Consider the following 19796-nt stretch of genomic DNA (forward strand, 5'->3'; position numbering starts at 1 on the left):
AATACATCAAATTTTAAATTTGGTCAAAATAGTACACGCTTTTCATAGCATAATTAGCGGCACGACAGAGAGGCGCTCTGATGAACGCCCCTTTTTCTGATCAAATCCACCCTATTCTATTACAAGAATCCGCGGAGAGGTACTGGTTACGATTCTCGATGAGACCCATGAACCCAGCCCGGAAGCAAGAGTTGTCATCAGGGCAAGCGCCACAATCCCCCACCAATTCAAGATAAGAGGCAGCTCAGCGATGCCATAATCCTTAAGAATACGGCCCAGAATCATCGGCAAAATATAAACTCCCGCCCCAGCACCTATAATCGCCCCAAGCAACGAAAGCACCATAATCCCAAGCAGGATTGAGAATCTTATTTTCCACGAGGTCAGACCTAATGTTTTATAAATTCCGTAGGTTTTGCCCTCTTTACGAATATTAATGCGGCTCAAGCTATAGACGATAATCACGGTTACCCCGGTAAATAGAAGCCCCATGATAGACATCGGCAAAATTAATGAAGCGACCGCTTGTTTATAGACCGCATCGAGCAGAGTTTGCTGCGTGGTTACCGACGCCGAATTACCGTACCCTGCGCTCAAGTCCTGAACTACCTGCTCTAGATCTGCATCATTCGCCAAATTGATGAACCCGGAATCGAGATTCTCATAATCGGGATGGTTCACTCTGACGGTATCCACCAGGATTCTTGCTGAATAGGACATATTTGCAATCGATTGATAGATTCCCGAGATCGTCAAATGATGTTCATATCCTTCGATATATATATCTACTACATCCCCAACCTCTTTGTTCAGCTGTTTCGCTACTTTCATCCCTATCGAAATCTCGTTCTTGTTCTGTGGGTTCCTCCCGCTCAAATTACGGTACCCTATCTCGTCATAACTACCATCGATCACTATAATTGAGAAGTTCATCGGCCCGGTATAACTCGCTTCAACCCCCACAGGCCGATCTGCTGTCACAACCCCATTTACAGCCCCGATCCAATTCGTATTTTGAATCCGAGGATCGGATGCAGCCTGCTGGTCGAACTCAGACCGGGAGAAGACGGATTTATTCGTGACTTGCACTACAACATCGGTTGAATCATAGCCCCATAATGACGAAGTCTCCTTAATGTGGCTGATACTATATAGAAGCACGAAGCCCAGCACCAGTACGGCCGACATCATCATAGACAGAAGCAGCATCAGCACCGTGGCTTTTCTATTCTTCAGCAGATTTCTGAATCCGATGACAGCCAGCAGCGGTGCTCTTCCAAACAGGCCTGTCGGGCTCGAACCTTTTCCCCTTGTGAGTCGTCTTGTCTTCATACTGTGCTGCGTCTCCGACATCCCATAGCGGATCGCCTGCATCGGTTGTACGTGCCGCGCTTTATTAGCATAGTAGAATACACATAGTAGAATCAGAGCCAGTACCAGCAGCGTTGTTGCGAGGGCCGGCCATCCCCCTCCTGGAGTGACACCACCGGTCTTCGTCTTCAAAGACGAGAGCGCACTATCTACGATCACCCCGGCTAAGAAGCGACTGGCTATAAATCCGGGTATTACCGCTACCGCCGCGATTGTGATGTACTGCATCATATACACGCTTGTCAGCTTCCTGGAGGTCAATCCCAATGCTTTTATCACACCGATCGTCTTATAATTGGACAATATATCATCAGATATCGTAAATCCGATCGTAAATAGAGCCACGAACATCATCATTAAGCCGAGAAACACCATGATGAACCCAATCGCTTTATTCATAATCAAGTAAAAAGAGGACATTTCCTGGAAGGTGATCTTCGAACCTAAATAGGGCGTGCCCATATCCTGCTGCCATCGTTCCCAGTACCCCAGACCCTCGCTATAGTTCTCAAATCGAAGCCCCATCATATATTGGTCCTTGCCCGGTATATCTTGAAATTGTGTTATATAGTCCTGATGGTTCATCCAGATTCGTGCAGAGGTAGGAAATGGAGCGCCAAACGGCATATCTACGACAACTGCTGCTACTTCCATAGTAAGCTTGCTGTCTCCCGTAGAGAATTCCAGCGTATCACCTGGAGATATATCGTACAGATAAGCAATCGAGGAAGGAAGCCAGACGGTTCCCGGTTCAGGCACCAAGCTCTCTTCTCCCTGTGCGAACAGAAGCTCATCCACTTCATAAGGCCTGGCCGTACTATCCATCATATACAAGTACAGGTTCGAGAGGCCGGCTGTGGGCTCGTTCCCTGGTCTCGATATACCTGATAAAGTTCGAAACGGGATCAATGGTGAGGTATCCACCCCTTCTTGCTCTTTCCACCACCCGTATACAAGCTTGGGATCATGCACTTCTCCATCCAGGATTAGCAGCTCATGGGAACCATGAGTCTTGGCATGCATACTCGTAAATAAATTGGTCGTATTAAGGATCACTGTTACTGAGGTTACAAGAAGAATCGTCGATAACAAAATAAGCAGCCCGATCAAGGCGTTATGAACCTTCTTCTTCCTTAGATTCGCCCGGCAAAGAGAGTAGATCGCGTACATAGGCGCTTACCCCCTTCCCGAAATGCAAGCAAAAATGATCTTCTCCCGATTCTCCAGCTGATCAGGCACGAACTTGCCCAGCTCCAGCACATCGGCGATCTTGCCATCTCTGATCAGAATCAGGCGGTCCGCACGGCATGCCGCTTTAATATCATGGGTTACCATGACGACGGATTGTCCCTTACGATTCATCTCGGTCAGAATATCCAGAACGGCAATCCCCTGCTCATAATTCAGGCTGCCTGTCGGTTCATCGGCAAAAATAATATCCGGGGCATTGATTAATGCCCGGGCGATGGCCGCCCGCTGCTGCTGTCCGCCGGAGGTCTGAGCCGGAAGACGCTGCTGCTGCCCCTCAATCCCCATCGTTTGCATCAGAGCTTGCACGGTCTTATCCAGTTGTTGCTTGGACTGACCGGCAATATATCCGGGTAAAGAGATATTCTCATACAGTGTAAGATCGGGAACGAGATTCATGCTCTGATAGATATATCCGATCCGTCTCGTCCTGAATTCCGCGAGTTCCTTCTCCGTATAGTTATCGATCCGTTCTCCCCGGTAATAGACCTCCCCGACTGTAATCGAATCAAGCCCGCTAAGGAGATACAGTAGAGTGGATTTCCCGGAACCTGAATTGCCCACAATCACCGTAAAATCCCCTTCATAAATATCCAGATCCAAATTGCGGATCGCATGGAATTGCTCGCTGCCGGTGGAATAGGTCTTGCACAGATTTTTCGCTTTAAGGATTACCTTTTTCACTAAATATGCCTCCTCAAGAACAACATATCCTCATTGTAAGAGGCGCTTATGTATAGACCCTTATCAAAATATGAATGAAATATTACAGGCTGCAACTCATAAAGGTATCGAGCAATAGAAGGTCGTTCCCTGTCCCTGCACACTGTTGAAGGATATGGTGCCACGATGGGCTTCGATAATATATTTGCAGATCGATAATCCAAGACCGCTGCCCTCTGCTTCGGAGTCCGTATCCGCTTTGCCCTTAAAATAACGGTCGAACACGAACGGCATATCCTGAGGCAGAATACCTCTGCCCGTGTCCGCAATCGTGATTGTCAGCTGCCCTCGCGCAAGCTCCGTGTTCACACGGATCGTATCCCCCGGGGATGTGTGCTTAAGTGCATTCGCAATCAGATTGGCGATCACCTGCTCCAGCCTGTGCCCATCCACATGGATCAAAACATCCGGGATCTCTTCCGGCCCGATAAATTGCACTCCGGTTGTGCTTACATAATGAGCGATTGGCTGTAGAATGGACTGCAGCAATTTCTTGCTGTATCTCTCCTTCAGCGTCACCGAGATCTGACCCAGCTCCCGCAGGGCGTGCAGCAGCAGATCCTCCGTCAATCTGGACATCTTCTCCGTATTGTTATGCATCACCTCGGCATACTCCATCACGCTATCCATATCCGGGCATACCCCCTCCCGAATCGCCTCGATATAGGCTTTCAGGGTAGCGAGCGGTGTCTTGAGCTCATGAGAAATATTCGAGATGAGTTCCTTCTGAGCCTGATCCTGCTCATCTCTACGCCGGCTTAAATGCTGGATTTCCAGTCGCATCTGTTCGAACATGATATGGACCTCGCCCATTTCGTCCATTCGGTGGTATGCAGTCCCTTGTTCGTAGTTTCCTTTTAGAATCGCTTCGGAATAGTCCTTCAATTGACAGGCGGGTTGGATAATATCCCGGCGGAGCTTCTTTCTCAGCAGAAATAGTAATAAGCAGAGTACCATTAGAATGAAAGCCATAACGGCTAACAACGAATAGAGAATAACGTTCGTCCTTGGCCCGAGGACATCCCTCGCCTGTAGTGTAAAGACCGCATGGCCGACCTGTACCTGTGTCGCTTCATCAACTACGGGAAAAGCGATCCGATAGTAGTTCTGATCCCTTTTAGCGTGGTACAGATCATAGTGAAGATCTGTTCTTAAATCGAGCTGCTGGATACCGTCACCTGGAGCGGTATTAAACATTACACGTCCATCCAATCCTGTATATAGGAGGTTCAGACCTTGCTCTTTAGCCATGGACTTGATCGCTTCCTGAACCTCTGCGGTATTTGCAACCTTTTGTCCATACCGCTCCAGATACCTCATAATCCCGCTGACCTGCAGACGTACCCGATTTATGACATGCCGGGACTCCTCCTCTTGCACTCGATGTTCATCATTCCAGAGGAAGCCTGCTCCACATCCAGCAATAATCAATAGACCTGTCAGCGCAGCTATCAACCATCTTTGTATCCAATCCTGCAAATACATAGAACTCTCCTAACCGTCCGTCATGCTTCATTGAAGCTGAATTTGTAACCGACTCCCCACACTGTCTTAATATAGACGGGATTCGATGGATCGGACTCCAGCTTCTCCCGCAATCTGCGGATATACACGGTAATCGTATTCTCATACCCATAGGAGCTGTACCCCCAGACCTCATCAAGCAGCTGGATCTTGGAGAACACCTGATTAGGATGCTGGCACAGATAGAATAGCAGCTCCAGCTCCTTGGCGGAGAGTGGGATCTCCTCGTCCTCTCTCGTAACCCGATAGGCCTTCTTATCGACCATAATCGGCCCGAACCGAAGGACATCCTGCTCCTTAGCCTGTCGGGATGTATGTACTGTATTCATCATGCTCTCGACCCGTCTTAAATTCGACTTGATCCGCGCTAATAACTCGATCAGAGAGAAAGGCTTCGTCATATAATCATCGGCCCCGAAGCCAAGCCCGAGCACCTTATCCGTATCGCTTCCTCTCGCGCTTAATATGAGGATCGGGACATTGCTCTGCTGCCTGATTTGCCGGCATAGCTCAATCCCGTCCATATCAGGCAGCATAATATCGAGGATGACAAAATCCGGCTGCCATGAATCAAGGGTATCCAGCGTACCCTGTCCCTGATTAATAATCGCTGCCTCATAGCCTTGCTTGCTGATATAATCCTTTATAATTCTGGCGAGATCCTGCTCATCTTCAACAATGAGAATTCTCTTATATGAAGTCATCGGCTGCTCCTAAATTGAATTTGATTATATTGCTTTACATTAGATTTCGGATCGATATAGCAAATTCCTGCCTCACGGAACTCTAAGGAAACTCCATATCGCTATTACCACGAAATTCGCGCCCACTCAGTTCTAATGAAACTCCATATCGTTATTTGGGTAAAAATCCGCCTTTTTACCCTTGATCTGCCCCAATAGCGATACTTAGTTTCGTTAGGTTTTTAAATGGTCCCTTTCGACGCAAATAGCGATACCCAGTTTCGTTACAATACACAATAAATAAGCCTGCCGAGCATACATTGCTCAGCAGGCCGATAATACATCGCTTATCCCAAATCTGGCTCGGCAACGAACTGAACCTTCGGTGCAGCGAAGCCGTGTAATTCAAAGATAATGATCTCGTTATTCCCCTCACGCAGCAGTGATCCAGGTACGTACAGCGTGCGCTGCGGACCCACATTCCAGTAGCGTCCCAGATTGAAGCCGTTGATGAATACGACGCCCTTGATCCAGCCCTCCAGGCTCAAAAAGGTATCGGCTGCTTCGTTAACCGTAAATTCACCACGGAAGAAGGCTGGCTCCGTATGACTGGACAACGGCTCGAACACTAGACCGGACAGATCGCTCAGCGGCAGCGGATGGATCGTCCAGTCCGACAGGAACTGCAGTCCATGCCTTACACCCTCTGTGATGCCTTTGCAATCCTTGATATATGGCCCGTAATTCACCCGTCCCATGTTCTCCACGAGCACGCTAAGCCGTGCGCCGCCCGTCGGTACCTCAAGCTCAATACTTGCTCCCGGCTGGCTACGGTCGAGAACACCGACTAACTCATCATCCAGGAACACCAATGCCCGGTCATGTAAATCCTGAATATAGAGCGGCTGCTTCGATCTAGGGCCTGAAATGATAGTGCTATAGTGAATAAAACCGTAATCCTGGCCCAGCTTCTCCATCGGTTCCGGATACGGGGAGTGTACAGGCTGGGAAATCCGTGGCAAGCTCGCTGATAGCGATGTCTGCCCAGTCAAAGTAACTTCACCGTAAGCCTTCTTCTGAGCAGGCGGCGGCAGCTCAATCGCTTCAAACGGCTGATGCTTCGCAATCACATCGCGAACGGCATAATACTTATCCGTCGGCTCGCCGCTCTCATCTAATAGAACATCATAGTCATAGCTCGTAATCGTTGGCTCATAGCGATCTGCGGTATGCCCGTTCGCGCCATTATAGAAGCCGAAATTCGTACCGCCATAGAACATATAGAAATTAACCGATGCGCCCATGCCGAGCATCTCATCGAGAACCTCGGCCACATCTGCCGCAGGCCGGGTATGATGGCCTTCCCGCCAGTGGTCGAACCAGCCGTTCCAGAATTCCATGCACATGATCGGCGCATCCGGCTGATACTCTCTCAGCTTGGCGAAGGCCTGAGCAGGCCGGGAACCGAAATTCACCGTGGCCAGCACACCATCGACCATACCGCCCTGCAGCATATCATCTGTCGGGCCATCGGAGGTGAACAGAAGCACATCAATCCCCCGCTTAATAAGGGCCTCTTTCATATAATTCAAATAGAGCTTATCATTTCCGTAGCTTCCATACTCATTCTCGATCTGCATCGCGATAATCGGCCCGCCCTGGGTGCATAGCAACGGCTGCAGCTTAGGCAACAGCTCGTCATAATAAGCATCGACATGCTCCAGGTATGGCTTATAGTAACAGCGCAGACGCATATCCGGCTCCGCCAGCAGCCAGGCGGGCAATCCTCCGAATTCCCATTCAGCACATATGTAAGGCGAAGGTCTAACGATAACATGCAAGCCCAGCCCTCCGGCGATCTCGACAAACCGGACCAGATCGGCGATCCCCTCGAAATTGAAGCGCCCCTTCTCTGGCTCATGCATATTCCAGGCTACATATGTCTCTACGGTATTAAAGCCGCAGGCCTTCAGCTTAAGCAGCCGATCCTCCCAATATTCCGGAAGGACACGGAAATAGTGAATCGCCCCAGATATAATCTGAATCGGCTCATTATTGTAATAGAACGAAGAACCCGAATAAGAAAAAGTAGACATAATTCCCTCCACAGGATTATTTTTTCATGCCGGTAGATCTGTAATTTCAGATTCAATCATTAATTCTTCTAATTCTCTTAATTCTCCTTACTGAAGCTTCCGACGAATTCCTGCATCCGGATGTTGCGGCCGTCAACCCGGGACTGTTCTGCCGCGAAGGCCATCAGATGGCTCTGCACGGAACGGTCAGCCGAAGTAAGCCCCTGACTCTTGCCATCGGAACGCACCAGGTTCAGGAAATCCTTCACCAGTCCCATATCACCGCCACCATGACCGACATGGCCGCCCATATCCTCAAAGGTAATCCGCTCGACCTTACCGCTGCCGAAATGGATTACTTCGATCTCATTCTTCTCCATCGCTCCACGAATCTCCCCGCGCGTTCCCATCAGCTTAATCGTCCGGCTGATATCCCGCGTGAAGGCACTCATCGTAAAGGCAGCGGTTACATGATTCGCGAATTCAAGATTGACGACCTGATGATCGACGACGTCATTATCACAATGATATACACAGCGGCCGTAAGGCCCCTCTTGCAGCGCCTTATAGCGGGCTTCATAGCTCATATCATTGCTGATCGCCGAGGTGGGCCAATCTGTATTCTCCGTTAAATACAGCCGCGGCGCATAATAGACGCATTGATCGGATACCGGGCATCCGTCCAGACAACGCAGCGGCGCTCCTTCCGGTGCCTCGGAAGCCTTGAAATGGCTTAGCGAGCCGAAGGAAGCGACCTGAGTACAGTCTGCATCCGCCAGCCAGAGCAGAATATCGAGATCATGGCAGGACTTGGCCAGAATCATCGGACTGGATTCATCCTTACGCCGCCAATTGCCGCGCACGAAGCTATGAGCCTGATGCCAATACCCTACATTCTCGTTATGCTGGATCGACATCAACTGCCCGATCTCTCCGCGATTCAATAGTTCCTTCAGCGTTGAGAAGAATGGCGTATACCTCAGTACATGACAGATCGAGAACACCCGTCCTGATTTGGAAGCCATCTCCCCCATTGTAATGCATTCCTGCGGATCCGGCGACATCGGTTTTTCCAACAGGACATGGTAGCCCAGCTCCAGCGCCTTCATCGTCGGTTCGAAATGCTGCTGATCCTGGGTGCAGATCAATACTGCGTCAGCAAGCTTCGGCTTCGCAAAGAGCTCATTCCAATGCTCAAAGCACATCTCATCAGGAATTCCATGCCGCGCCTGGAAGCTCTCTCTGCGCGCACGAACAGGCTCGGCAACAGCGACTACCTCAAGCTCATGCGGCTGCTGTATGGCGTATTCTAAATAGTTGATTCCTCGCAGTCCAGCACCAACTAATGCAACCGTAACCTTCTTCATACCCCATCGTCTCCTTTTCTGCCATGCATCTATTCTTTGACACTCCCTACTGTAATCCCCTTCACAAAATATTTCTGTAAGAAAGGATATACGAGCATAATCGGCAGCGCCCCCATGAAAATCTGCGCCGTCCGCAGCGTCTTCTCACTCAGATTCTCCATCGCCTTGATCTGCTCGATAGAAATCGAGGTCATCTGTGAATTAATCGCCATAATCAAGGTGGATAGATAGGTCTGCAGCGGATACTTCTCCGGTGAATTCAAATACAAAATCCCGTCAAACCAGGCGTTCCAGTGACCTACAATCGTGAATAGTCCAATCGTAGCGATGGACGGCAGCGACACCGGTAAATAAATCCGCCATAGCACCTTCCATTGTCCGGCGCCGTCAATCGTCGCCGCTTCGTCCAGCTCCCGTGGAATTCCGCGGAAGAAATTCAGCATCAGCACCATATTCCATACATTAAGTGCACCAGGCAGAATCAAGGCCCAGATGGAATCGATCAGACCTGTATCCTTCACAATAATATAGGTCGGAATCAGACCGCCGCCGAAGAACATCGTAATAGCGAAGAACCACACATACACAGTTCTGAATTTGAATTGATCATTTGATTTGGATAATGGAAAGGCGGTTATGAATACAAGCACCATATTGATCGCCGTTCCCAGAATGACCCGTTGTACAGAGACACCAAATGATCTGAAGAACTCCACCTTCTCGCCCAAATACCGATAAGCATCGAGGTTAAATCCGACTGGCCACAGCTTCACTTCACCGGCCATGGCTGCGGTATTCGAACTAAGTGAAATGGAGAGCAAATGGATAAAGGGAATAATGCCAAGCACGGTAATTGCGCTGAGTATCAGGGTGTTACAGAGCAAGAATATTCGTCTACTGATGGTTGGTTTATGCATTCCTCCTACCTCCTGGGCTAAAAGATGCGATAATCGCTATATTTGTAGGCCGCATAATAGGTGATGGACACCATAGCTAGAGATACTACCGATTTGAACAATCCAACGGCAGCGGCAGGCCCAAATTGCTGACTGAACATACCGAGTCGGTATACGAAGGTATCGATGATGTCACCGCCCTCATATACGGTCGGGTTATACATAATTAGGATTTGCTCGAAGCCTGCGTTCAAAATACCACCCAAGCTCAGTACGCCCAGCAAAATCAGAATAGGCGCCATCCCCGGAAGGGTAATATTCAGCATCTGCTTCCATCTTCCGGCCCCGTCCACCTCGGCCGCTTCATACAGCGTGGCATTGATGCCTGTAATCGCAGCCAGCATGACGATCATGTTGTAGCCCATCCCTTTCCAGACGTCAGAGCCGATGACGATCCCGCGGAACCAGCCATTATTGAGCATGAACATGATCGGCTCTAAGCCTATCGCTTCCAGCAGCCCATTCACCGGGCCGTTCAGTGAGAATAATTCAATAATGACTCCGCCAAGCACGGTCCATGACAAGAAGAATGGCAGGAAGATGGCGGATTGGATAATGCGTGAGAACCAGCTTTTGGTGACCTCATTCAGAAGCAGCGCCAGAATCAACGGAACGAGCAGGAACAGAACCATCTTAAATACGGCGATAAAAATAGTGTTCCAGAGCACCTGCATGAAATCTGGAAGCTCAAATACATATTTGAAGTTATCCCAGCCGACGAATTCCGATTTAAAAAAGCCGGATAAAGGCTCGAACTGCTGAAAAGCCATCACCAGGCCAGCCATGGGGCCGTAGGCATATATTAATGTAATAATGACGCCGGGCAGCAACATGAAATGAAGTAGATATTCCTTCTTGAGCGTTTTCACAGCATGACCTCCATATTTAATGTAAAACGGGAGAATTGCCGACTACTTCAGGCGGATCCTCCCGTTCCAGCATCTCATGATTTATTTCACAGCTTCCTTGCTGTACCAATCATTCACCTCTTGAGTGATCTGATCACCACCAAGGGATTTCCAGCTGTCAACAAATTTATCGAATTCGTCAAGCGGAGCGCCCATAATGATCTTGGTGAAGGATTCCTGCATCAGCTTGTCGAGCTGCGAGCCTTTTTCTACCTGGGTCGATGTTGGCAGAGTGTAAAACTCGTTACTCACAAAAGCCTGATTCTCCTTGATTGTACGGGTCATTCCCCAACCACCATCCTTGGCTGCACGGCTGAAATATTGCCCCCAGTTGACGCCTTTACTGGCGGTCATTGTATCTCCTGCGAGATAATCCTTCGTCGCCTTGAATACGTCCGCTACATTCTTGTAGTTCTCATCATCCAGCGTAATTTCCTCCTGGTTAGCATCGAGCGCTTTATTCACTTCAGTGTAGATCGTCTCGATCTGAGCAGGGTTATAGACCCGCGGATCGAACCAGTTATAGACATATCCCTGCTCCGCCTTGTTATTCTCCATATATTTCTTGTTGCCCATCTCAATATAGTAATTGATCATTTTGATGGCCGCTTCGGGATTCTTCATTTTCTTGTTCACCACATACATTCTGTTGCTCCTAAGCTTCGGCACTAAAGATTTGCCCGGTCCATCCAAGCCCGGAATTTGCAGGGCGATCCACTCTGCCTTTGGATCTTTATCGACATTCAGATTCAGCGGCCAGTTCGGATACCACCATTCCCCATAAGAAATGCCGACCTTGCCTGCTGTAATATCTTCAACCGCCTTGTTCTCGTCCTTCAGGGCGAATTCCTTATCCAGCACGCCATTGTTGTACCATTCCTGCAGCTTGCCCAGCGCCGTCTTCATCTCAGGCTGGATCAGGCCTGGGATCAGCTTGCCATCATCCCCCTTGATCCATGCTGTCTGGTTATCCCCGATTGATGGATAAGCATTGAAGCCATTGAAGAAGCCGCGAAGATCAAATCCCCAGAAGAATATGTTCTTCTGCATGGCGACACCATACGTATCGTTTTTGCCATTCTGATCCGGGTCCTCATTAACGAAGGCCAGGGCGACCTTATCCAGCTCTTCCATCGTCTTCGGCACCTGCAGGTTCAGGTTGTCGAGCCAATCCTTGCGAATCCACAGCAATTGAGTCGACAGGAATGGGTCTTCGAACGCCGGGATCGCCATCAGCTTACCGTCGGAAGTGAAGGTGCTCATCGCGAAGCCGCCGTCGGACTCCATATATTTCTTCAGCGTTGGAGAAGCGTAATTATTATAGGCATCCGTCAGGTCCGCCAGCATATCCTGCTTCTTCAGCTTCTCGAAGTTCTTCTGGTCCAGTTCCATAATGTCTGGCAGATCACCCGAGGCCATAGCAAGTGAGAATTTCTGCTCGAACTGGCTGGATGGCACCGTCCATTTATACTTAATTTCGATGTTCAACATGTCTTTTAAATCCTTGAGATAGGCATTCTGCTCTGGTGTGATTCCTTTAGGACTTCTCGGGTCCTCCGGAGGGTTATAGCCGAGCACTTCCGATACCGTAATCGTCTCAGGATACTTGCCTAATGGATCAGGAGGTGTGTTACTATTCGCACTGGCATTGGCTTCATTACCTGAATTCTGTGGCTTGGGCTCTGCCCCATCATTACTTGCTTGATTCCCGCATGCTGTAAATATCAACAGCATTGACATAACCAACATAAGCATTTCCCACGGTTTGAACCTTTTCATTGAACTGCCTTCCCCCTTTTGTATGCTGTGATGAAAGCGATTGCTTATATCTCCATTATGGGATCACTGGAAAGCGCTATCAATTTTGAGTTCTTTACTTTACTGTCACTTTATTTACCTGTTTCAATTTAAGACGATTCAGCTAGAGAATTCCGGTATTCCTGAGGAGTAACCCCCATCTTTTTCTTGAAAAAGGTCGTAAAATACGAGTGCGAATCAAATCCAACCCGGGCGGCGATTTCATTCAATTTCAGATTTGTGTCCTGCATCAGATGAATGGCGCCCTCCAATCTTTTGGTCTGGATATATTCCAGCAAATTATGCCCGGTCGCCTGCTTGTAATATCGCGACAGATAAGAGGGATTGAAATGAACCTCCTCGGCGATCGCTGTCAAGGAGACATCGCCGGATAAATTCTCGATCACATATCTCTGAATCTGGTCGATGACGAATATCCTCGCCTCGTCTTGCTCCATCCGGCCGTGCTCATACAGCTTCTCTTCATCAGGGTCAGCCTTCTCCAGATCCGCGATAATCATCGTCTGCCCCAGCGCGGCGCGAGCCTTAAGCATATTCTGTAATTGCTCATACTGCTGTCCAGCCCTGTCCCAGCTACCTTGCAGATTGGCCGATATACCGAAGGACACATGAACCCCCAGTAATTCCTCGCCCTCATTCTGCACCAGCTCCAGAATGCCCTTCATATACTGCGTAATCCCGTTCCAGTGCAGCTCGGTGGAAGCATTGGCTTGGAAGCGCCCCAGCAGTTCCACCTCCGGCTGCAGCAGCCATAGCAAAGTGTCGTCATTAATGACACTGCACTCACATTTAATCGAGGAAGGCAAGTAATTCAGGAAGGTCCGCTGCACCGCCTGTCTTAGCTCATGCCCTCGGTCCGCTTCATTCAAGGTCATTCTTCCGATCATAAAAAATGCTGACTGCTCCAGCGAAATCTGGAGACAGACCTCTTCATAGCGTGGCTGTAGCAACAGGTGGCTCAGATCCTCTCCATCCGTCATTCTCCGCAGCAGCTCCGTCTTCAATAGAGGCGCTGCGATCTCGAAATGTCGCCGCGCCCGCTCATCCAGAATTCTCCGCTGATTCTCCTCATCCAGCTTGGCTATAGCCTGCTTGACCGCCTCGAAGATCAGCTCGATCCCCTCGGTCTTCAGAATATAGTTATCCACGTTCTTGCGCAGCGCTTCATGCACATATTCGAACTCGCTGTACCCGGTCAGAAATATACTGCGGCAATGCGGCCAATAATAGGTAATCTCATCCACGAGCTGCAGACCGCTAATCTGCGGCATACGGATATCGCTAACGAGAATATCAAGCTTCATTTTCTGAGCCATTTCCAGCGCTTCCTTGGCTGAATAGGCCTTGCATACTTCAAGCTCAAGCTCGCTATTATCCTGAAACAGAAGCACCAGTCCGTTCACAATTACAGGTTCGTCGTCTACAATTAACAGTCTATACATGAAGCTACTCCTCCTCATTGGCATTAATAATCAAGTCCACTCGTAAGCCGCCATAGGAGCTGCGGGAGACGAATAACCCGCTTCCCTCACCATATTTGAGCTGCAGGCGGATATTCACATTGATCAAGCCGGTCTTCTCTATATATTTCGATGGTGTAGCCAGCTTATCGCGCAGCTGCTCGATCATCTCCTCGGTCATCAGCTGCCCGTTATCCTCCACCGTAACTCGCAATTTTCCGTCCCTATACTCTGTGCTCATATAGATGACCCCCTCCATCGTCCCATCCTCGAAGGCATGCTCGAACACATTCTCGACAATGGGCTGGATAATTAGGCGCGGTACAGTAAGGGAAGCCGGCACGTCCTTTACCTCTCCGTATTCAAATGAAATCCGGTTCGAGAAACGGATGCATTGAATCTCGCAATAATCCAGTGCATGCTGATATTCCTTACTAAAAGGCACCTCATCCGCCCCGCTCCTCGTAATATATTGATAGTATCTGCCTAGTCTCTGGGAGAGCTCAGCAGCGCTGTCCGCATCCCCAACCTTGCACATCATATAGATATTAAAGAAGCTATTGTAAAGGAAATGCGGGTTGATCTGGGATTGCAGCTGCTTCAGTTGGGAGTGCTGCAGCGCGATTTTCTGCTCGTAGTTCTCCCGGATCGAATTTTTCAGCTTGAGGGCCATATTGTTGAAGCTGTTGAACACGTAGTGGAACTCATCCTTCGTTCTCGATTGGATCATGATGTTCAGATTATCGGCCTCCAGCATGCGGAAGGCCTTGACCAGGCGCGATAACGGCCGGTGAATCATCAAATTCACAGAGAAGGAATAGAGGACCATAATCACAATCGCTATAATGAAGAGCAGATAGGACCAGGTTGTAAATTGATTAAGCGGACGGGTAATTTCATTCTGATTCACATACATAATCAAAGACAGATGCAGCGAGCTCACATCATTATGAATGATAAAATAGTTAATCCCATGAATCTTCTTTATTTCTGAGGCACCCTGTTTCCCGATGCTTTGCTCGGAAATCTGTGCCAGGATCGTGCTCGCTTCCTGCGGCTGCTCCGCGGTCGTCAGCACTGTGCCTAATTCCTTGCTGCCGAGCAGAACCTCAGACTCCTGATACAAGTCGGCAATCTGATTCAGCGCCTCCAGCAGCTTCGCTCTCGATAGCTCGATATAGGACCACACGCCGTCATTGTTCTCGCTCTCGATCAGGAAGATTCTCTCCCCGTATTGATAGTATGAAGGCTTCGGTGTTGTGGAGATCAGGGAAGCGACCAGCTCCATCTCCGGATTCGGTGTATTGGTGACCCCCGACATCGTAGAGATCGTCTTGCCCACGGCCTCGACGTAAACGCCCGCATTCACGATATAATCGCTGAAGGCGGTGAGCGTAGACTGCCTGTCCCTGACCTGTTCGATCAGCTCCACCTCCTCATAATTCTCCAGCATGCCGCCGCGGAAGCTAAGCTTCTGCAAATCCTTGTCATTCAAAAATTGAAGCTGCAAATTGCGGATGAAATACATCTCCCTGTCGAGTTGTCTGGAATAGAAAGAGGCGCCTGCCATGGAGGAATTCAAGATAGCATCCTTAGTGATAGACATGCCCTTGTAATTAAACCAGACGTTCATAGAGATGAGAGGAAGTAAGAGTAGAATGAATACGATAATCACCTTCTGGTATACGAACCATTTCGATTTCTTCCCAGCGCTCCGAAGCTTCAAAGCATTCCCTCCATTCTTGGATGATGAATATATATTCATAATAAAAAAAGAACCTTCCCTGCGGGAGATTCTTTTTTTGTTCTAAACTTATGGAAACAGCCATCGAGACACTCAATGCTTAGGCATCGGCGTCACCTGCACTGGCGGATGGACGACCTCCGTCTTGCCTGTCGCCGGCGGCACTAGTCCCTGATATTCAAAGGCACCGATATCAGGGTCACCATTGTAGAGCGGGTTGCCGAAGTAGTCCCGACAACCATGATCGGCCATCGGCACACCGGCTCCGATCAACGGGGAATCGCTCTGAAGCTGATAGCCGTCCTCCGTGTCCATCCCTGTTCCGCCGCTGCCCGGAGCTATGAGCCTAGGATCAGCAGTCACTTTATGTGCATCAGCTTTGACCAAGGTCTTCCCGCCATAGTAAGCGTTGCTGTCGAAGGTCTGCCCCCTCAAATCCCACCCCTTGTCTTTGACGCTATAGTATAAATTGTTATAGTTGTAGATATTCTTGGGTCTGCCAGAAGGCTTGGTGAAATAATCGCTCATAACCGGATTGCCCGAAGCGGCTCCAACATAGACCGTATTGTTATAGTTTATTACCATGTCTATCGAGCCGCTGTAACGAAATATACGCGCCTTGTCATTCTGGCTGATATTATATCTAACGATCGTATTGATCGTACTGTAGGTATCATTCACATAGAGCATGAAGCCGCCGGCATTATCATGGCTGTAATTGTACTGAACGACGCTATTATCGGCGTAAGCCCACCAGATCGCAGCGTTCGCCGCCAGGTAGGTAGCCTCTTGTACGATATTGTGCTCTACTATCGCACCACCCGTTACATTCCAGGCGATGCCCCCGGTGGCCGCCCGCACGACCGTATTGTTGGATATTCTTACTTCCGTAGATGGCGTCCATGGTCCGTAGGGCTTCGGGACCCATTCCCATAAGTCCCCCATGCCATAGCGGAGGATACAGTTGGAGCTGATATAGATGCCATAGGCATCGACATCGGTCAATGTATTGCCATCGATCAGAATATCGTGGAAGGCACTCGGCTTCCGGGAACCTACCGAATCGAAAGGAACTCCCTGCCCGCAATAAAATACGGTCGCCCGGCATGAATGTCGTTCCGTTCACTTTCGCGAGCGACTTCCAGGCCTCGGCTGGGCTCCTACCCGAATTATCGTCGTTACCGTTCAGATTGTCCACATAATAGATCACTCCGGATCTCGTCCCGGCCTGATCCGTTGACGCGGCTGCTGTACTCTCTGGCAATGGAAAATTCTCCACCTTATGCTCATCACCTTTCGTACTATTTTTAACAACGCTTAAGTCTCACTCACTAGAATTGTAGCCTCCGCCCATCTCGCCTGGATTAGCTGCTCATACTTGCTCGCAATATAATCATTCAGCACTCGGTCACGAATCTGCTCATAAGGCAGATACTCGGTATAGGGCTCTGTCTTCTCAATACAGCATAGAAGATAGAGGCTTCCGTTCTCTTCCACGATCTCGGAAATTTCCCCCACCCGCAATCCCGCTGCTGTCCTGGCTACAGGGCTCCGCAGGTTATGACGATCATTCTCCAGATAGAACGTAAGCTCCTGGATCTTCCTCTGGTCTGCGTAATCCTGGGTGATCTCTATGAAGGGCATCCCCCATTCGAGCCTGGCCTTCGCTTGCTCCAGCCTCTTCCGAGTGTGTTCCTGCGCCACCGGATCAATCTGTCGATCAGCATTCAGATAAGATACCGTTATGCTGTACACTTTGACCTAGCCCGGATCCAGGTAGAGCTCCGTTCGCCAGGAACAATAGTAATTCCATAGTGTCTGTTCACAAGTTGCCCGCCGCCGTTCCTCTTGCTCCAGCTTCTGCTTCACCGCTGCGGCCAGACGGGTCATATAATACTCAAAATAAGCATCCTCACTATATCGTACAGGCCCATAAACAACTTGCTGCCCAGCTATCGCCTTAGCCCTTCGCTCGTTCTCTGCAGCAAGCTGCTCTAGAAAGGCCTTGTGGCTAATATCCTGCACTACATCGTAATCCTTGGCGATCATCTGTCTGATCTTGACCATCACGCTCTCATCCAGAGCCGTCTGCTTCAGCAGCTCTAATGGAATCTCCCCGGCGAAGGATGTCGTCCAGAACTCCGGCGTCTCACAGGTCTTGAATTGTTGGAAGAAATGATTCAGCACCCGCGGCCTGTTCCTCCGCACCGCCCGTTCATATTCCGCAAGTGTGACAGGAACCCCATCTATAGTCGCGATCACAGCCTCTCGTTCAGGGCACCGGCCTTCCTCTCGTTCCGTCACAGGACCTTCCTCTCTCCCTCCGAGGATTGCTGGCGAAATTGCTGCGGGGAAGCATTATATACCTTTCTGAATATTTTGGAGAAATAAGAGAAGTTATGATAGCCCAAGGTTCTGGCGATATCAGAAATCGGCATGGTCGAGGTCATGATCAGATCTTTGGCCAAAGACATCCGCTGCTTCATGATATAATCTGTAATCGATTCGCCCAACTCCCGCTTGAACAGTCTCGATAAATAAGCCGGATTCAGGTGAACATAACTGGCCAGTTGCTCCCTCGTAATCGGTTCGCTTAAATGCTCCGTGATATAATATTGAACCCGTTGAATAATCGAATCATTCTGATGCAGCTGATCATGGATAATCCGGACGACCTGTTGCGAAGCTTCCTCCAGCTCCCTCAAATCACGCGGCTGATCATTCAGCAGCAATCCATCCCGATTCTGTAGCAGTTCGACTGCATGCAGTCCATTCTTGTGCAGAACATAGTGCACCATCTGCATAAATTCATTACGGAAGCCTTCCAGTTCAAAGAGAGATAGATTCCGCTGCTGCCCCATCTCCGATATGCGGTCGCGAATCTCCTGCTGCAGCTCCTCCAGCTTGCCCTGCTCCAGTAGGATCGTCCAGGTTGAAATCCGCGGGATCATCGCCTTGATCGACGGTGTGCCCAGTGAAGCCAGTGTGTATACCTGATTGGATTTATTCAAGTTGTTATACTCGATCTCCATCAGCTGCTGGTAAGTATCGGCGATCTCATAGATACTGGAGCTCCTGCCGACATAGCAGGAAATATTACAATCAAAATATTCATGACAGTTGCGGATGTACTTCTCACAGCGCGTATGCAGATCCCTAGCCTCGATCTTTATCTCTGGATCGCCCATAATAATCACGATGTTGACGCCCTGCTTCGTCTGGATGACCTCCCCCTTGCCCGTAGGAATCAGCATCTCCGCCGCACCCTTGCGAATCGCGTACTCAATAATCTCCTCATCCCTCGTGCTGAACTCCCGCAGCCAGGATTCCACGCTGACAAGAACGGGAAGGAAGCTGGCGTTCTGAAGACCCGACAGCCCATGCTTCTCCAGAATCCCTGTGATATTGTCCGGGCAGCACACCGTTCTGCCTGAGAACAGATCATTCCAGAACTTATCGGTAACCAGGGGCTTCTGTCTGCGCCACAGGTCATAGTAGGGCTTATATTGCTCGCGTAATTTATGTAGCTCTCGCTCTTGTCGAACCGCTTCCAAAGCTCTATAGATCGTATCCTCCAGTACATCGAATTCAATCGGCTTCAGTAGATAATCGAATCCGTCCAATTGAATCGCCCTTTGCATGAAGCTGAAGGCAGAGTGGGCGGTCAGGAAGATCGTCTCTGTCTCGGGTGATATCTTATTCACCTTCTCCAGCAGCTCGATCCCTGTCCCCTTCGGCATTTCAATATCGCAGATCATGACATCGATCGAGGTACGTTCAAATATACGCAGGGCTTCCCGCATATTATAAGCCTCATACACCTCGGATACCTGCAACCGCTCCCAATTCACACCACTGCGAATCCCCATCACCGCATAGATCTCGTCGTCTACAATCAGAGCCTTGAACATGCTTATCC

Annotated in this window: 15 protein-coding genes; all 15 read right to left on the bottom strand. The window is 49.4% G+C overall.

What is annotated here, in order from left to right; all coding sequences use genetic code 11:
- Positions 1-111 precede the first annotated feature (111 nt).
- Positions 112-2541, bottom strand: coding sequence for an ABC transporter permease (locus BFJ94_RS15810; protein WP_120463525.1), 2430 nt, complete (start codon positions 2539-2541; stop codon positions 112-114).
- Between the two features lie 6 nt (positions 2542-2547).
- Positions 2548-3303 carry an ABC transporter ATP-binding protein gene (locus BFJ94_RS15815; RefSeq protein WP_120463526.1) on the bottom strand — a complete coding sequence of 252 codons (756 nt, stop codon included), beginning with the start codon at positions 3301-3303 and terminating at the stop codon, positions 2548-2550.
- A 96-nt stretch (positions 3304-3399) separates the two neighbouring features.
- Positions 3400-4827 (bottom strand): sensor histidine kinase, encoded by a 1428-nt coding sequence (locus BFJ94_RS15820; protein WP_120463527.1) that lies wholly within the window; start codon positions 4825-4827, stop codon positions 3400-3402.
- A gap of 20 nt (positions 4828-4847) precedes the next feature.
- Complete coding sequence (locus tag BFJ94_RS15825; RefSeq protein WP_120463528.1) at positions 4848-5570, bottom strand: response regulator transcription factor; 723 nt, start codon at positions 5568-5570, stop codon at positions 4848-4850.
- Positions 5571-5896: 326 nt separating this feature from the next.
- A complete protein-coding gene (locus BFJ94_RS15830) occupies positions 5897-7645 on the bottom strand; it encodes a glycoside hydrolase family 35 protein (RefSeq protein ID WP_120463529.1) in 1749 nt (582 codons plus the stop codon).
- 77 nt (positions 7646-7722) lie between these two features.
- Positions 7723-8991, bottom strand: coding sequence for a Gfo/Idh/MocA family protein (locus BFJ94_RS15835; protein WP_120463530.1), 1269 nt, complete (start codon positions 8989-8991; stop codon positions 7723-7725).
- Between the two features lie 29 nt (positions 8992-9020).
- The gene (locus BFJ94_RS15840; RefSeq protein ID WP_120463531.1) at positions 9021-9908 is read right to left on the bottom strand and encodes a carbohydrate ABC transporter permease; all 888 of its coding nucleotides are present in this window, start codon (positions 9906-9908) and stop codon (positions 9021-9023) included.
- A 17-nt stretch (positions 9909-9925) separates the two neighbouring features.
- Positions 9926-10816, bottom strand: a complete 891-nt coding sequence (locus BFJ94_RS15845; protein ID WP_120463532.1) for an ABC transporter permease — start codon at positions 10814-10816, stop codon at positions 9926-9928.
- A gap of 81 nt (positions 10817-10897) precedes the next feature.
- On the bottom strand, positions 10898-12634 hold the full coding sequence (locus BFJ94_RS15850) for an extracellular solute-binding protein (protein ID WP_120463533.1): 1737 nt from the start codon (positions 12632-12634) through the stop codon (positions 10898-10900).
- 128 nt (positions 12635-12762) lie between these two features.
- Positions 12763-14115, bottom strand: a complete 1353-nt coding sequence (locus tag BFJ94_RS15855) for a response regulator (protein WP_120463534.1) — start codon at positions 14113-14115, stop codon at positions 12763-12765.
- 4 nt (positions 14116-14119) lie between these two features.
- Positions 14120-15859 carry a sensor histidine kinase gene (locus BFJ94_RS15860; protein WP_120463535.1) on the bottom strand — a complete coding sequence of 580 codons (1740 nt, stop codon included), beginning with the start codon at positions 15857-15859 and terminating at the stop codon, positions 14120-14122.
- A gap of 111 nt (positions 15860-15970) precedes the next feature.
- Entirely contained in the window at positions 15971-16882 is a 912-nt protein-coding gene (locus BFJ94_RS15865; protein WP_229717049.1) for a right-handed parallel beta-helix repeat-containing protein, read from the bottom strand.
- A 312-nt stretch (positions 16883-17194) separates the two neighbouring features.
- Positions 17195-17632 (bottom strand): peptidylprolyl isomerase, encoded by a 438-nt coding sequence (locus BFJ94_RS15870; protein WP_120463536.1) that lies wholly within the window; start codon positions 17630-17632, stop codon positions 17195-17197.
- A gap of 6 nt (positions 17633-17638) precedes the next feature.
- Positions 17639-18181, bottom strand: a complete 543-nt coding sequence (locus BFJ94_RS15875) for a hypothetical protein (protein WP_120463537.1) — start codon at positions 18179-18181, stop codon at positions 17639-17641.
- The gene (locus tag BFJ94_RS15880; protein ID WP_120463538.1) at positions 18178-19788 is read right to left on the bottom strand and encodes a response regulator; all 1611 of its coding nucleotides are present in this window, start codon (positions 19786-19788) and stop codon (positions 18178-18180) included. Before BFJ94_RS15880 ends, BFJ94_RS15875 begins: the two co-directional genes overlap by 4 nt.
- Positions 19789-19796 lie beyond the last annotated feature (8 nt).

It is taken from the genome of Paenibacillus aceti (assembly GCF_003614185.1).
In the GTDB taxonomy this organism is placed as follows: Bacteria; Bacillota; Bacilli; order Paenibacillales; family Paenibacillaceae; genus Fontibacillus; species Fontibacillus aceti.

Excerpts from the sequence above, each read along its gene's own strand:
- BFJ94_RS15810 (WP_120463525.1), bottom strand. The coding sequence starts at position 2,541 with ATGTACGCGATCTACTCTCTTTGCCGGGCGAATCTAAGGAAGAAGAAG.
- BFJ94_RS15820 (WP_120463527.1), bottom strand. The coding sequence starts at position 4,827 with ATGTATTTGCAGGATTGGATACAAAGATGGTTGATAGCTGCGCTGACA.
- BFJ94_RS15825 (WP_120463528.1), bottom strand. The coding sequence starts at position 5,570 with ATGACTTCATATAAGAGAATTCTCATTGTTGAAGATGAGCAGGATCTC.
- BFJ94_RS15830 (WP_120463529.1), bottom strand. The coding sequence starts at position 7,645 with ATGTCTACTTTTTCTTATTCGGGTTCTTCGTTCTATTACAATAATGAG.
- BFJ94_RS15835 (WP_120463530.1), bottom strand. The coding sequence starts at position 8,991 with ATGAAGAAGGTTACGGTTGCATTAGTTGGTGCTGGACTGCGAGGAATC.
- BFJ94_RS15840 (WP_120463531.1), bottom strand. The coding sequence starts at position 9,908 with ATGCATAAACCAACCATCAGTAGACGAATATTCTTGCTCTGTAACACC.
- BFJ94_RS15850 (WP_120463533.1), bottom strand. The coding sequence starts at position 12,634 with ATGAAAAGGTTCAAACCGTGGGAAATGCTTATGTTGGTTATGTCAATG.
- BFJ94_RS15855 (WP_120463534.1), bottom strand. The coding sequence starts at position 14,115 with ATGTATAGACTGTTAATTGTAGACGACGAACCTGTAATTGTGAACGGA.
- BFJ94_RS15880 (WP_120463538.1), bottom strand. The coding sequence starts at position 19,788 with ATGTTCAAGGCTCTGATTGTAGACGACGAGATCTATGCGGTGATGGGG.